Here is a 13,780-nt window from a genome sequence, read left to right as displayed (position 1 = left end):
TCGCGATTCCGCTGACGCTAAAACATATCGTCGACGAATTGAGCCACCCGGAATCGCCCGTTGTGTTCCCTGTGTTTCTGGTGCTCGCGTATGCGCTGCTGCGCTTTTTCGCCGATGCGCTGAACGAGGCGCGCGACGTGGTGTTCAGCGCTGTCACTCAGCGCACGGTTGCCGATTTCGCCGAGCGGACCTTCGCGCATCTGCATCGGCTGGGCGCGCGCTTTCATGCGCGGCGCGAGACGGGTGGCGTCGTGCGCGACGTGCAGAAGGGCACGGATGGCATCGGCTTCCTGCTCGGGACAGCGCTCTTTTCGATCGTGCCGACCTTCATCGAGATCGGCACGATCGTCGCGATCGTGATGCGCAATTACGCGTGGACCTTCACGATCATCATTGCGGCAACTTTTGCGGGCTATTCGGTCTACACGTACATCTTTACGCAGCGGCGTCTCGTCGTGCAGCGACGCGTCAACGAGATCGAGGCACAGTCCGACGGGCGGCTCGTCGACAGTCTGTTGAACTACGACACGGTCAGGTTCTTCGCGACGGAAGAGACGGAAACGCGCCGTCTGAGCGCGGTGCTCGCGCAATGGGTCGACGCGCGCGTCGCGAACCAGCGCGCGCTCACTACACTGCACGTCGGACAAAGCGCCGTGATCGCGATGGGCATTGCGGCCGTCGTGCTGCTCGCCGTGCAACACGTGATGACGGGCGCGATGACCGTCGGCGATCTGGTGCTGGTCAACGCGTACATCATCCAGGTGTGCATGCCGCTTAACACGCTCGGCTTCGTGTTTCGCGAGACCAATGACGCGAAGGTCAACGTCGAGCGCATGTTTGCGATTCTTGTCGCGCGCGGCGTGCCGGGCGAGGACGTCGATCTGCCGAACGCGCGGCCGCTCGCGGTAACGGACGGCGCAATCGGGTTCGAGCACGTGAATTTCGGCTACGATCCCGCGCGCCAGGTGTTGCGCGACGTGACGTTCCGCGTTCGTCCCGGCCACCGTCTTGCCGTCGTGGGTGGCAGCGGCTCGGGCAAATCGACGCTCATCAAGCTGCTGTTTCGCATCTATCAGCCGACGTCGGGCCGTGTGCTGATCGACGGCCAGGATCTCCAGGTCGTGACGCAGAAGAGCCTGCGCGAAGCGATCGGAATCGTGCCGCAGGACACGGTGCTGTTCAACGACACGATTGCGTACAACATCGCGTATGGCAGACAGGGTGCGTCGCGCGCCGACGTGGTTCGCGCAGCGAGAGCGGCGCAACTCGACGAATTCATCGAGCGCTTGCCCGATCACTACGACACGCGAGTCGGCGAACGCGGCGTGCGCCTGTCGGGCGGGGAGCGGCAACGCATCGCGATCGCGCGCGCGATTCTCAAGAACCCGCGCATCATCGTGTTCGACGAAGCGACATCGGCGCTCGACACCCGCTCCGAGCGCGCGATCCAGAGCGAGCTGAACCGGCTCGCGCAAGGGCGCACGTCGATCTCGATCGCGCATCGTCTATCAACCGTCGTCGACGCGGACTGGATACTCGTGATGGAGCACGGACGCATCGTCGAGCAGGGCACGCACGACGCGCTGCTGTCGCGCAACGCCGTCTACGCGAAGATGTGGGCGCTTCAATGGCAGCAGGGCGAACTGGAGCATCTGCAGCGCAAGGTGTCAGCGCAATCGCTGCGCCTCGATGTGGTGATCTCCGATGCGATGGCGCCGCTGCAAGCCGCCATCGCGCAACGGCGCATCACGTGGCGCATGGTCGTGCCACGGGAAGAGTTGCGAGTCACGGGCGATCCCGTCGAACTGCAACAGGCGATCGATACGCTGTGCCGAAGCGAAATCGAGCAGACGCGCATCGGCGGGCGTGTCGAATTGCGCGTCGAGCGTCGTCAGAACCATGCGTGGATCAGCGTGACGGGCACGCGAGAGGGCTTCGTTCAACTCTCGCAGGAAGCCGCGCGAACGATGGAAGCGAAGCTCGCTGCGCTCAGCGGCAGACTCACCGTGATGCCCGTCGACAACCGCATTGCGTATGTAATGGTCTTGCCGTTGCGGCCCGTTCTCGACGACGATGGTGCGGCTTTGCCGCGCGATTTGGAGTCGTCCGTCGAGAACGGATCGATGCACGAGATCGAGGCGCCACTGAAGGACTTGTGCGTACTCGCCGTCGACGATGAGGAAGACGCGCGCGATGCGCTCGAAGCCGTGCTCAGCGCAAGCGGCGCGCGCGTGCAACTCGCGGCCTCCGGCGACGAGGCGCTGGCGGTGCTCGCAAGGACGCCGGCGCGCGAATGGCCGGATGTCCTGCTGTGCGATATCGTGATCGGCGCGGAAGACGGGTACCAGGTACTCGAACGCATCAGAGCCTTTGAAACGCAGCATGAAGCGCGTTCTCAACGACGTCTGCCCGCCATTGCGCTGACGGGCTACACGCAAGCGGAAGATGGCGGCGGCGCGGCCAACGCCGGCTTCGTCGCGCATCTCACCAAGCCCGTCGCAGCCCCCGCGTTGATCGCTGCGATTCGCGATGTCGCGGACAGGCAAGGCGAGTCGCTCGCCTCATAAGGTACAGAGCCACTATCGCCCGGCTGTCTCTTCGTACTGTGCGGTGCGCGATTCGCCGGCTTTCATGGGCTGGTCCGGCGGCGGCATCGATTGCAGAGCGCGTTCGTGACGCTGAACCACACGGCGCATCGCAAGCACGCTATTGGGCAAGCGCCTGCGTTCACGCAGCACCCAGCGCAAGCCGCGCAACATCGCCCAGCCGTCGTGCCATAACGTGTGTTCGCGCCTGAAGGTCGCGAATGCGCGCAGCGTTCGCATCAGTGCTTCTCCAAGACGGAGACGCATCCAACCCGTCCACGCTGCATTGCGTGCGAGCATGCGGCGGCGCAGTGCGCTGTCGCGTACCGGCGACGGATGATGCCTGACCACGAGGGCATCGCAATAGACGATCGCGTATCCGTTCGCGAGCACGTCGAGCGCAACGAGTTCTTCTTCGCCGCCGATGAAAAGGCGCGCATCATAGCCGCCTGCCTCGCGGAATACAGCGGTTCGAAATACGCAGGCGCCCGCCATATAGCCGGCGAGCGACGGGCCGGGCAGCTTGCCCGAATCGAGCGGACTGTGCTGCATCAACAGACACGTCGCGTCTGTTTCACCCGATTCGCCGACCTCGATCCGCGCGTTGAGCACGCCGATTTCAGGGTGCGCGTCGAGCAAGCGCACCGCCTGTTCGAGCGAGCCCGGCTCCCACCATGTGTCGTCGTCGCAGAACGCGACGTACTCGGTATCGACCCATTCGATTGCACGGTTGCGGCCGGCCGCGCCCATGTTGTGCTCGCATTGCACGATGTGCACGTCGGGGTAGGTGAGGCCGGCCATCAACACGGTCTCGTCGGTGGACGCGTTGTCCGCGACGACGATGAGGGGACGCTCGGGCAGCGCGCGCAAGCGCCGCAGTGTATCGAGAAGGCGTGCGGCCCGGTTGTGCGTCAGTACGGCGACGCTGATGCGCGAGCCCGCACGCCGTTGCGCATCGCTAGAAGCGCTGGCTTGCATCACTGGATGCGCGAAATTTCTTTCGACACCGCAGCCGGACTGTCGTAGTTGTGATCGGGAAGCTTGTCGATCAGATCCACGATGTCCGTGTTCGCGTGATTATGGCGAGCGCGCTCCACGAGCTTCTCGCGCGTGGTCGGATAGTCGACGCCCGAGAGCGCCTTCTGGATGTCGATAGGGTTGGGTTGTCCAGGATGACGTTGATCCTGCGAACGAGCCGGATGCTGTGACATGAGCTTTCTCCCTGGTAATCAACGCAGCGCGAACAGTGTTGCCTGCCGCGATCTGCGAGAAAAGATGCATACATGCATACGCGATGCCGAGCCTATTATCGCTATTGCCGCTATTGTGAAACGCGCTTCCTGGCGGCAAGGCGTCGCTTGCAAGAAATGCAATCACGGCCACGGTGTGACTGATCGGAGCCTTGTTGCATGATCTTCCTCTACAGTCGATGCTGTGGTTCGTGATCTTTCTGCTCCATGCAAACAGCGTACCCGTGCGCCTGGTGGCGAGCGTCACGGCGCTGCGCGGAATGGCGCTTGCTCAATCCGTCGATCGATGCCGCGTTGGGTTAAGCCCGTTAAACCCGTTTGGTTATCAGCGAAATTTTCCAGGAGGCAATCATGAGCGAAGACGCAAACAAGGAACTCGCAGCCGGGGCCGCCGAGGAAAACGCGGCGCACGACGCCATCGAAGTGCTGAAGGCGGACCATCGCATTGCGCAGCAGCTCATCGATGCATTCCACCGGACGGCAGACACCGACCACGAAGCGAAGCGCGCGCTCGTGCAGCGCGCTTGCGAACATCTGACCGTTCATACGCTGATCGAGGAAGAAATTCTTTATCCCGCCGCGTACAAGGCGCTCCAGCAGTCAGAGGAAATCGACGTGGATGAAGCCTACGTCGAGCACTTCCTGATGAAAACGCTGGTCGCCAGATTCGAATCGCTGAAGCCCGGCGATCGCGGTTTCGATGCGACGTTCGAAGTGTTGGCGGAGATCGTGCGCGATCACATCGAGGAAGAGGAATCCGTTTTGTTTCCCGAGTTGCTCAAGAGCGGTGTCGATCTCGTGAGGCTCGGCGAGGAAATCGCCACGCAAAAAGCCGTGTTGATGAAAAGGCTGGAAGCGGCGGGCAGCAAGCTCGCCGGCGACGAAAGCCCCGCGTTCGATCGCGAGACGAAGTAACTGGCGGCGTGAACGGATCTGACAACGCGGTACAGGCGTTTCGAGTCATCGGCCGTCATGCTTGCTCGTCGCAAGCGCGGCTTCCACTGAAGGCATCTGCTCGTCGCTCGCGGTCACGCTGAGCGTGAACCTTGCGCCCGTATCGAACTCTTTGAATCTGCGGTCGTATTCGTCAGGTTCCGAACGTCCCGTTTCACAGTCGCCCGTCAGGAAGTTGCCGCGCACGCCGCCGGCTTCGTCGGCTTGCGACCACAGCGTCACGCAGTCGGGCGGCACGCCGCAGCGCAGTACGGCGTCGCGCGCCGCATTGGCTTCCGTCAAGGTCTCGATTACTCGGGCGATTATCGGAATCTCGGTTCTCCAATCGGTTTGCATCCTGGTGGTCTATTGGCTGGCCCCGGAAGGCACGGCACTTGCACCCGGCGAAGGCGTGCTGGCGACGGGCGCCTCGCTCGAAGGGGACGGCATGCTCGCAGCGGACGCGTTGCCGCTCGCGCCCCTGGCTGCCGCGCTTTGCGCCGGCGTGCCGCTCATGCCTGCCTTGTTGCTCATCACGCCGCTGCTGTCCGTGCTATTGGTGGTGCTGCTGGCGCTTTGTCGTCGACCTTTTTGCAAGCGGCTGTGCCGAATGCAAACGCTGCTGCCGCGAGCGCGAGAGACAGATCACGCGCGACAAGCTTCATCTCCGAGGCTCCTTTGCGAACGATATGGCGCCTGACGACCTGCGCCCGTCCGTCTATAGTCGGTGTAGCAACGTATATTCCAGCGTTCGCCCCGTCACGGATGGTGCACATGGGCTCGTTGCGGCGACGCATCCGCCGCAACGAGCGGGCCGCGTTCTTGCAGGTACATGCAGGAGCGGGTTGATCATCGGACTTTAACGACGTCAAGGAGCACTGCGATGAAAGTGAGAGTGACCAATGAGGGGGATACGCCCATCCGCCTGATAGTGGACGGTGACCCGGTATTGGGCGAGACGATCGAGGCAGGGGCGGAAATGGTCGTCGACGGCGAGCTGGTCGAGATCCAGGATCTGGAGCCCGGCCAGGTCGTGCCCGAGGACGAAGAGTGACGTGAGCGGCATCCGCGCGATACGTGGCGCGCGGCCCATCGCGTCGGGCGCAAGTCGTGCGGAATACGGGAGCAACCATGCGCTGCGTCAGCGAGCCTGCAATTCGCGGACCGCGTCCTCGTGCCCGGCTTTCGACATTCGGGGCACAGCCGATGCTCGCAATCCAGACGTATCCGGCCATAACGTCCCTGCAAAAATGGAAGCATTCAAGTACGAGCGGAAGCAAATGGTGGACAGGCAGATCGCATCGCGCGGTATTCGCGATCCGCGTGTTCTGGATGCGATGCGCACTTTGCCGCGGCATGTGTTCGTGCCCAGCCACTTAACGGAATTCGCTTACAGCGACACGCCGTTGCCGCTAACGGGCGGTCAAACCATCTCGCAGCCGTTCATCGTCGCGAGGATGATCGAGGCGGCGGAACTGTCGTCGCAAGATCGCGTGCTGGACATCGGCACAGGCTCGGGCTACGCGGCTGCCGTCGCGTCGCGGCTCGCATCGCATGTGGACAGCATCGAGCGAGACACGGCTATTGCCGCAACGGCGAGGGAAACGCTCTCTGCCAACGGCTTCGCCAATATCGATGTGCACGACGCGGACGGCACGCTCGGCTGGGCGTCGCGCGCGCCGTTCGACGCGATCATTGCGGCAGCGGGCGGGCCCGATGTGCCGCCTGCGTGGCGGGAACAGCTCGCGATGGGCGGAAGGCTGGTGATGCCCATCGGCGCGCATCGAGAGCGTCAGCGGCTCGTCAAGCTCACGCGCACGAGCGCGACGCGGTTCGACGAAGAGGACCTGGGCGAAGTGCATTTCGTGCCGCTGATCGGCGAGCAGGGCTGGCCCGAGATCGACGATGCGCTCGCCGGATCGCCGCAAGCGGCGCGCGCATCGGAACGCGATGGATTGCAGACGATGCCGCTCGCGGGCCTGATCGCAGAGGCGGCGCATCCGTTGCCCGCATTCGACGATGCGTCTTTCGGCGACGCTTTCGATTTCCTCGCAGCAAAGCGCATCGTGTTGCTGGGCGAGAACAGTCATGGCACGTCGGAGTTCTATGACGCGCGCGCGGCGATTACGCGGCGTCTCGTCGAACGGCACGGATTCGATATCGTCGCAGTTGAGGCGGACTGGCCGGACGCGTCCAGCGTCGATCGTTACGTGCGGCTGCGCGAGGGGCGAAGCGACGGGTATCCGTTCCAGCGCTTTCCAACATGGATGTGGCGCAACGAAGAATTTGCCGCTTTCGTTCGCTGGCTGCGCAGTCACAACGAGCCGCTCGACGCGCGGCAGCGCTGCGGCTTCTACGGTCTCGACATGTATAGCCTGTCGGCGTCGGTTGCCGCCGTGCTCCATTATCTCGATCGCACCGATCCTGAAGCGGCCGCCGTCGCGCGCGAGCGCTACGGTTGCCTCACGCCCTGGCAGAAAGACCCTCAGGTTTATGGGCGCGCGGCGTTTTCTGCGGGCTTCAGGACCTGCGAAGATGCCGTCGTCACGCAGTTGCAGCAGCTATTGCGCGCGCGTCTCGACGACGCACATCAGGATGCCGAGACATGGTTCGATGCGGCGCAGAACGCACGGCTCGTCGCATCGGCCGAGCGCTATTACCGGATGATGTACCGCAGCGCAGCCGATAGCTGGAATCTGCGCGACACGCACATGTTCGAAACGCTGGAGCATCTGCTCGAATCGCGTGGACCCGGCGGCAAGGCGGTCGTGTGGGCGCACAACTCGCACATCGGCGATGCGGCCGCAACCGAGATGGGCCGTGTGCGCGGCGAACTCAACGTCGGCCAGCTTTGCCGCGAGCGCTTCGGCGATGGCGATGCCGTCGCCCTCGTTGGATTCGGAACGGATGCGGGCACCGTGGCCGCGGCGTCGGACTGGGATGGCCCGATGCAGATCAAAGTGGTGCGGCCTTCGCGGCCGGACAGTTACGAGCATCAGTTCCATGCGTCCGGTCAGACACGCTGCGTGGTCGATCTGACGGACACGGCGCATCCGCAGTTGCACGAGCGCTTGCGGGAGCCGAGACTCGAACGCTTCATCGGCGTCATCTACCGGCCCGATATGGAGATGCACAGCCACTACATGGAAGCGACGCTCTCCGAACAGTTCGACGCGTTCGTATGGTTCGATACGACGCACGCGATCGCGCCGCTTGCCACGCGCGCCACCGAGCGCGCGCCGGACCTCTATCCATTTGGCGTCTGAAGTTTGCGTCATCGATGATCGTCGACGATCGTCGATGATCGAAACGGCCTGGGAACGCTGCTTGCAGGAGAGGCAGCATACGCGTGCCTTTGCGCGCGTCATGGCGGCGATCGAAGCAGGAGTGAATCTCGTGACGAGCCCGACAAAGAAGTCTGAAGATGTGCGGTCTGTCGTGACGAAAGGACAGGTGACGGAGAAAATGCCGCGCGAAGTGTTTTGCGCACGCTTCAATGCGCGCATTTACGATCCCGCCTTGCGCGCCGAAGACGATGCCATCGCTTCTTATGAGCGCAATGGCTATTCACCCGTCGATGTTTTCCGAAGCGGTTCGGACGTGGCGGACGCACGCCGTTTCGCCAGGACGCTTTGCGGCATCGACGCCTGAGCGGACGAACGCGTTCGCCACGCACGTGAAGCCGACTACACCGCTACTGGCCGTCAGTTTCTTCGCGGCCGACGTGCAGGCGGGCGTGGGCCCGTTTCTCGGCATCTACCTGCAGGCGCGTGGATGGACGCCCGATACGATCGGCACCGTGCTGACGCTCGGCGGGATCGTCGGCATGCTCGTGACGGCGCCCGCCGGCGCGCTGGTCGATGCCACGTCTCATCGGCGCGCGGTCGTCGTCGGCGCGGGCGCGCTATCGATCGTCGCCGCGTGCGTGATCTGGCTATCGCAGCGCTTTTGGCCCGTCACGCTGTCGCAGCTCGCGACGGCGACGGCCGGCGCTGCGATGGGCCCCGCGATGGCTGGCCTGACGCTCGGCATGACGGGCCGCAAAAACTTCGACCGGCAATACGGCCGCAATCAGGTCGCGAACCATGCCGGCAACATCGCGGCGGCGGCGGTGTCGGGCGTGCTCGGATGGTGGCTCGGCATTGAGTACGTGTTCGCGCTTGCCGCCGCGTTTGGTCTCGCGTGCATTGGGTCCGTGCTGCTGATTCCGGCGCGCGCCGTGCATCGTCACTATGCGCGCGGCCTCGCGCACGATGACGAGCAGGACCCGTCGCAAGTGCACGCGGACAGCATGCGCGTGCTGCTGCGCTGCCGGCCGCTGCTCGTGCTTGCCGTCGTGCTCGCCGCATTCAATCTCGGCAATTCCGCGATGCTGCCGCTCTATAGCCTCGCAGCCGCGGCGGCGCATCAGGGCGGCGCAAGCCAGATCACGGCGGCCAACATCGTTATTTCGCAGGTCGTGATGTTGATTGCAGCCGTCTACGCGAGCCGCCTCATCCGCCGCTGGGGCTTCTGGTGGATCATTCTCGCGACGCTGATCACGCTGCCTCTGCGAGGATTCACCGCTGCGTGGCTCACGACGCCTCTGGGTATCTTGCCCGTGCAGATCTTCGACGGCGTCGGTTCAGGGTTGCAAAGCGTCGCGATACCCGCGCTCGTCGTGCATCTGCTGCATGGCAGTGGCCGCGTGAATCTCGGGCAAGGCGCAGTGAAGGGCGTGGAAGCCGCGGGTGCCTCTTTGAGCCCGTTGCTTGGCGGGTGGCTCGCGAACCGCTTCGGCTTTTCGATTGCATTTGTCACGCTCGGAAGCCTCGCCGCCATCTCATTGGCCGTGTGGATCGCGCAAGGCGCACGGATACGGCGAGCTTGCGATTCGCGCCGCGACGAACTCGACAAGATGACCGACCTCGACGTGTCGGCGCTGCTTCATTAAGCAATCAACGCCTTTGCATTGCGAACGACGTCACATCGGCATGGGCACGTGATGCGGATCGTTCGGCGTTTCCGCGACGCGCTGCACTGCAAAGCGGCAAGTGCAAAGCGGCAAGTGCAAAGCCGCAAGTGCAAAGCCGCAAGTGCAAAGCCGCAAGTGCAAAGCCGCAAGTACAAAGCGGCAAGTACAAAGCGGCAAGTGCAAAGCGGCAATACGTGGCGGCTATATGAAGCTAACGCCACCATTGACAGGGATCGTCTGGCCCGTGATGAAGGCGTTGCCGACGATCATCAGCACGACATCCGCGACCTCGCTTGCTTCGCCGAGGCGACCGACGGGCAGCCGTTCAGCGACATTCGACGCCTTGAGCGGCCCGGCCATTTCGGTGTCGATGAGTCCGGGCGCAACGGCGTTGACGGTGATCCCTTCGCGCGCGAGCCGTGCCGCATAGCCGCGCGTGAGGCCTTCGAGGCCGGCTTTCGACGTGTTGTAGTGAATGCCGACCAGGCCCGGGCCGCGCGCGGCGGCAGACGACAGGTTGACGATGCGGCCCCAGTGTTTCGCCCGCATGCCGTGCAACACGGCTTGCGTGCAGAGAAACGCCGATTTCAGATTGACGGCGAGCGTTCGATCGAATTCCGCCTCCGTGAGATCGTCGATGTCGACGATCGTCGCGGTGCCCGCGTTGTTCACGAGTACATCGACAGGGCCGAGGCGGCTTTCCACTTGCTGGATCATCGCTTCGACTTCAACTGCCGCCGATACGTCGGCGCGCACCGCGATCGCACGGCCTCCCGCACGCTCGATTTCCGCGACGACATCAGCCGCTTCGTTTTCGCGTTGCCGATAGTTGACGGCAACGGCGGCCCCGGCTGAGGCAAGCGCGATCGAAATCGCGCGTCCGATTCCGCGCGAGCCGCCTGTGACGAGGGCGACGCAATCGTTCAGACTGGGCGAATGAGCAGGCATGAGGAACTCCTCTTTCTTGCGGGATGGTCATGCCTAGTTTGCCTCTTTCGTGGCGATTTCGCCGGCGAGTCGCACCTCGTCCGCAGGATTCGCAGAGCGCGATGCAGGTGCGGCTCGGTGCGCTACCGCGTCCCGAACAGCGTGAGCACAGCGATAAAACCCGTTCGCGCGGGCAGATCTTTCGATTTCGTCGTTGTCTTTTCGAAAACGGGCCGCGAATCCGACTCGTCGCGAGCGCGAGAGGCAGCAACGTATGGCCGCGACTTTGCTAACGGGTGTTTAATTGAAAACCTGATAGTCGGTCGATCCGTGTGGCGATGGAGAATCAGCCCACGTTAGCGACCTCATTCAACGAGAAGGCGGCAAGACCAGCGGGCGAGGCATCCCGTATGCAACGCACCCGCGATGCAATGTGACTACCCCACATGGAGGGAACGATGCTCACACAGCGTACGAAGGACATTGTCAAGGCCACGGCTCCCGTGCTCGCCGAGCATGGATATCCGATCATCCAGCGCTTCTATATGAGGCTGTTCGACGCGCATCCCGAGTTGAAGAACGTGTTCAACATGGCGCATCAGGAGCAGGGGCAACAGCAGCAGGCGCTCGCGCGCGCCGTCTATGCCTATGCGGAAAATATCGAAGATCCGGGCAGCCTGTCGGCGGTGCTGACGAACATTGCGAACAAGCATGCGAGTCTCGACGTGCGGCCCGAACACTATCCGATCGTCGGCGAGCATCTGCTCGGCGCGATCAAGGACGTGCTCGGCGACGCGGCCACCGACGAGATCATTTCGGCGTGGGCGCAGGCCTACGGCAATCTCGCGGATGCGCTGATGGGCATGGAAAGCGAATTGCGCGAAGACACAGCCGCACAGCTGGGTGGCTGGGCTGGCTGGCGCACGTTTGTCGTGAAGGAGAAGCGCCCTGAAAGCAGCGTCATCACGTCATTCGTGCTCGAGCCCACCGACGGCAGGCCTGTCGTCAACTTCGAGCCTGGCCAGTACACGAGCGTCGCCGTGCGCGTGCCCGCGCTGGGCCTGCAGCAGATTCGCCAGTACAGTCTGTCGGATATGCCCAACGGCAAGACGTACCGGATCACCGTCAAGCGCGAAGCGGGCGATGCGCAACGGCGCGAGGGCTACGTGTCATCGCTGTTGCACGAACAGCTGAAAGTCGGCGACGAACTGCAACTCGCCGCGCCTTACGGCAGCTTTCATATCGACGTCGATGCGAAGACACCGATCGTGCTGATCAGCGGCGGCGTCGGCCTCACGCCGATGATCAGCATGCTCAAGCGCGCGATCCAGGACCCGGGGCGGCGGGTCGTGTTCGTGCATGGCGCGCGCAACAGCGCCGTCCATGCGATGCGTGACAAGCTGAAGCAGACGGCCGCGACGCATTCGAATTTCCGCGCGATCATCTTCTACGATTCACCGTTGCCCGCCGACGTGCAGGGACAGGACTACGACTATTCCGGCTTCATCGAGCTAGACCGGATTGCGAGCGAGGCCATGCTGCCCGACGCCGACTACTACATCTGCGGGCCGATTCCGTTCATGCGCATGCAGCACGACAAGCTGAAGAGCATGGACATCCACGAATCGAAGATTCACTACGAGGTGTTCGGGCCGGATCTGTTCGCCGAATGAATCGCATCGGCCATCGGCTGCGATATTGCGTTACCCATCGCGCGGCGTGAAGAACGTCGCGTCGCGCGATGGATTGCCGGCTAGTGGCGCACCTCTGCGGGCCGCTGCCTGAACACGGACCCGCAGACCAGAATGAACATGACGAGCGCAATCGACGCCTGATACCGGCTCATTGCAAGACCGCCATTGGCGATCGGCTTGTCGAGAAAGTCGCCGACTACTGCACCGAGCGGCCGGGTCAGGATGAACGCGGCCCAGAAGAGCAGCGTCCTTGGAATCTCCGTTGCGTAATACGCAATGACGAGCGCAAGCAGCAATCCGCCGAAGATCAGCGCGGCACCGGAATAGCCGACACCTGCTGTGTCGGCCGTCCAGTCGCCCAGCGCAGTGCCGAGAGTTTGCGAGAACATGATCGTTACCCAGTAGAACACTTCGGCCTTGCTCGACGAAACCGTCGTGACGGACACCGAGCCCATCGTGCGATACCAGATGAAAAGTGAAGTGAGCAACAGGAACACGAGCAGCGTGCTGCCTCCCGCATAACCGATGCCGAGCGATCGATCGACGAAATCCGCAAGCGTCGTGCCGACGGTCGTGGTCGCGATTATCGTGACCCAATACAGTGCGGGGCTGAAGCGCTCCGATTTCATCTGCGCAACGACGGCTACGAGAAATACCGCGGCGAAGATGATCGTGCCGATCAGATAACCCAGGTTCATCGACATCGAGACGGCGTCTCCGCCCGTTTCGCCGAGCGTGGTTGCGGCGATCTTGATGATCCAGAATGCTAGTGTGACTTCGGGAACCTTGACTATGGCGTTGTTGGCTTTTTCCATGGCTTTAGCGTGACATTCAGTTGAGACATGGTGATTGATAAACCGTTGGAGCCGTTCGCTGCCTGTCGGCGATTGCTGTCGAACCAATGCATAAATCGGCGGGCTGCCAACGGAGCAAAGGCGACAGGCTACGCGATCTTTTCTTAACAAACCCTTAGGGTCTGAGGGTCTGTTTACATATGAAACGTGCATGCGAACGCCCGATCCGGGCCGCGGGGCAAGGAGTAGAGGAGCGCCGTTTCATATGTAAACAGACCCTGGTGCCGCGACGCATTTTCGAGGGGCACACCACTTGCTCACCAGTAGCAGGCTCTCGTTTCAAGTGAGGTGACTCATGAACCCATCGAGGAGTTCAACGGAAGATCAATGCTACGAGTACCACGGCTATACGGTGACAGTCGGGGCGACGAGCCAGGATGGTGAAAACTGGCTGCCCGCTATCGATGTCGAACGCGACGGACAACGAGTGGAACTCGACGCGCCGGAGAGCGCAGTCCCGTATTGGGCGACCCGCGCCGAAGCGCTTCGCGCGGGCATCGAACGCGCTCGCTATCTGCTCGACGGGCGCGATGGCCTGCTCGACGAGCGCAATCCGGCGCGCCGGGGCTGACTGCAATCCCAC

General features: G+C 62.9%; 14 protein-coding genes. 9 read left to right on the top strand and 5 right to left on the bottom strand.

The window, feature by feature from the left end; translation table 11 throughout:
• On the top strand, positions 1-2,567 hold a 2,567-nt coding region (locus AB4Y32_RS31745), incomplete at its 5' end, for an ATP-binding cassette domain-containing protein (protein WP_368725113.1).
• A 12-nt stretch (positions 2,568-2,579) separates the two neighbouring features.
• Here AB4Y32_RS31745 and AB4Y32_RS31740 read toward each other — a convergent pair.
• Positions 2,580-3,563 (bottom strand): glycosyltransferase family 2 protein, encoded by a 984-nt coding sequence (locus tag AB4Y32_RS31740; protein ID WP_368725112.1) that lies wholly within the window; start codon positions 3,561-3,563, stop codon positions 2,580-2,582.
• On the bottom strand, positions 3,563-3,796 hold the full coding sequence (locus tag AB4Y32_RS31735; protein WP_090868762.1) for a DUF2795 domain-containing protein: 234 nt from the start codon (positions 3,794-3,796) through the stop codon (positions 3,563-3,565). The genes AB4Y32_RS31740 and AB4Y32_RS31735 overlap by 1 nt, the downstream gene beginning before the upstream one ends.
• Positions 3,797-4,186: 390 nt before the next feature.
• On the opposite strand from AB4Y32_RS31735, the gene AB4Y32_RS31730 reads away from it, so the two are divergent.
• On the top strand, positions 4,187-4,750 hold the full coding sequence (locus tag AB4Y32_RS31730) for a hemerythrin domain-containing protein (RefSeq protein WP_368725111.1): 564 nt from the start codon (positions 4,187-4,189) through the stop codon (positions 4,748-4,750).
• A gap of 45 nt (positions 4,751-4,795) precedes the next feature.
• On the opposite strand, the gene AB4Y32_RS31725 is transcribed toward AB4Y32_RS31730, so the two are convergent.
• Positions 4,796-5,071 (bottom strand): hypothetical protein, encoded by a 276-nt coding sequence (locus AB4Y32_RS31725; protein WP_368725110.1) that lies wholly within the window; start codon positions 5,069-5,071, stop codon positions 4,796-4,798.
• On the opposite strand from AB4Y32_RS31725, the gene AB4Y32_RS31720 reads away from it, so the two are divergent.
• From AB4Y32_RS31720 to AB4Y32_RS31700, 5 genes are all read left to right on the top strand, one after another.
• The gene (locus tag AB4Y32_RS31720) at positions 5,058-5,468 is read left to right on the top strand and encodes a hypothetical protein (protein ID WP_368725109.1); all 411 of its coding nucleotides are present in this window, start codon (positions 5,058-5,060) and stop codon (positions 5,466-5,468) included. The two genes, AB4Y32_RS31725 and AB4Y32_RS31720, sit on opposite strands and share 14 nt — an antisense overlap.
• A 183-nt stretch (positions 5,469-5,651) precedes the next feature.
• A complete protein-coding gene (locus AB4Y32_RS31715; protein ID WP_160111662.1) occupies positions 5,652-5,822 on the top strand; it encodes a hypothetical protein in 171 nt (56 codons plus the stop codon).
• A 196-nt stretch (positions 5,823-6,018) separates the two neighbouring features.
• Positions 6,019-8,034 (top strand): protein-L-isoaspartate(D-aspartate) O-methyltransferase, encoded by a 2,016-nt coding sequence (locus AB4Y32_RS31710; protein ID WP_368725108.1) that lies wholly within the window; start codon positions 6,019-6,021, stop codon positions 8,032-8,034.
• Positions 8,035-8,233: 199 nt separating this feature from the next.
• On the top strand, positions 8,234-8,419 hold the full coding sequence (locus AB4Y32_RS31705; RefSeq protein ID WP_368725107.1) for a hypothetical protein: 186 nt from the start codon (positions 8,234-8,236) through the stop codon (positions 8,417-8,419).
• A 25-nt stretch (positions 8,420-8,444) separates the two neighbouring features.
• A complete protein-coding gene (locus AB4Y32_RS31700; RefSeq protein ID WP_368725106.1) occupies positions 8,445-9,701 on the top strand; it encodes an MFS transporter in 1,257 nt (418 codons plus the stop codon).
• 222 nt (positions 9,702-9,923) lie between these two features.
• On the opposite strand, the gene AB4Y32_RS31695 is transcribed toward AB4Y32_RS31700, so the two are convergent.
• On the bottom strand, positions 9,924-10,670 hold the full coding sequence (locus AB4Y32_RS31695) for an SDR family NAD(P)-dependent oxidoreductase (protein WP_368725105.1): 747 nt from the start codon (positions 10,668-10,670) through the stop codon (positions 9,924-9,926).
• 437 nt (positions 10,671-11,107) lie between these two features.
• Between AB4Y32_RS31695 and hmpA the strand changes: the two genes are divergently transcribed.
• On the top strand, positions 11,108-12,322 hold the full coding sequence (hmpA, locus tag AB4Y32_RS31690) for an NO-inducible flavohemoprotein (protein ID WP_368725104.1): 1,215 nt from the start codon (positions 11,108-11,110) through the stop codon (positions 12,320-12,322).
• An 80-nt stretch (positions 12,323-12,402) separates the two neighbouring features.
• On the opposite strand, the gene AB4Y32_RS31685 is transcribed toward hmpA, so the two are convergent.
• Entirely contained in the window at positions 12,403-13,158 is a 756-nt protein-coding gene (locus AB4Y32_RS31685) for a hypothetical protein (RefSeq protein ID WP_368725103.1), read from the bottom strand.
• Positions 13,159-13,492: 334 nt separating this feature from the next.
• Between AB4Y32_RS31685 and AB4Y32_RS31680 the strand changes: the two genes are divergently transcribed.
• Positions 13,493-13,768 carry a DUF6566 family protein gene (locus AB4Y32_RS31680; RefSeq protein ID WP_368725102.1) on the top strand — a complete coding sequence of 92 codons (276 nt, stop codon included), beginning with the start codon at positions 13,493-13,495 and terminating at the stop codon, positions 13,766-13,768.
• Positions 13,769-13,780: the final 12 nt, after the last annotated feature.

Origin of the sequence: Paraburkholderia phymatum, from assembly GCF_040965635.1 — a bacterium.
In the GTDB taxonomy this organism is placed as follows: domain Bacteria; phylum Pseudomonadota; class Gammaproteobacteria; order Burkholderiales; family Burkholderiaceae; genus Paraburkholderia; species Paraburkholderia phymatum_B.
The sequence above is the reverse complement of the archived record's forward strand: the minus strand, read 5'-3'. Positions and strand labels throughout refer to the sequence as shown.

Bases quoted from the DNA above. Each gene is read 5' to 3' on its own strand.
- AB4Y32_RS31685 (WP_368725103.1), bottom strand. From the start codon at position 13,158: ATGGAAAAAGCCAACAACGCCATAGTCAAGGTTCCCGAAGTCACACTA.
- AB4Y32_RS31695 (WP_368725105.1), bottom strand. From the start codon at position 10,670: ATGCCTGCTCATTCGCCCAGTCTGAACGATTGCGTCGCCCTCGTCACA.
- AB4Y32_RS31735 (WP_090868762.1), bottom strand. From the start codon at position 3,796: ATGTCACAGCATCCGGCTCGTTCGCAGGATCAACGTCATCCTGGACAA.
- hmpA (WP_368725104.1), top strand. From the start codon at position 11,108: ATGCTCACACAGCGTACGAAGGACATTGTCAAGGCCACGGCTCCCGTG.
- AB4Y32_RS31715 (WP_160111662.1), top strand. From the start codon at position 5,652: ATGAAAGTGAGAGTGACCAATGAGGGGGATACGCCCATCCGCCTGATA.
- AB4Y32_RS31680 (WP_368725102.1), top strand. From the start codon at position 13,493: ATGAACCCATCGAGGAGTTCAACGGAAGATCAATGCTACGAGTACCAC.
- AB4Y32_RS31730 (WP_368725111.1), top strand. From the start codon at position 4,187: ATGAGCGAAGACGCAAACAAGGAACTCGCAGCCGGGGCCGCCGAGGAA.
- AB4Y32_RS31710 (WP_368725108.1), top strand. From the start codon at position 6,019: ATGGAAGCATTCAAGTACGAGCGGAAGCAAATGGTGGACAGGCAGATC.
- AB4Y32_RS31705 (WP_368725107.1), top strand. From the start codon at position 8,234: ATGCCGCGCGAAGTGTTTTGCGCACGCTTCAATGCGCGCATTTACGAT.
- AB4Y32_RS31740 (WP_368725112.1), bottom strand. From the start codon at position 3,563: ATGCAAGCCAGCGCTTCTAGCGATGCGCAACGGCGTGCGGGCTCGCGC.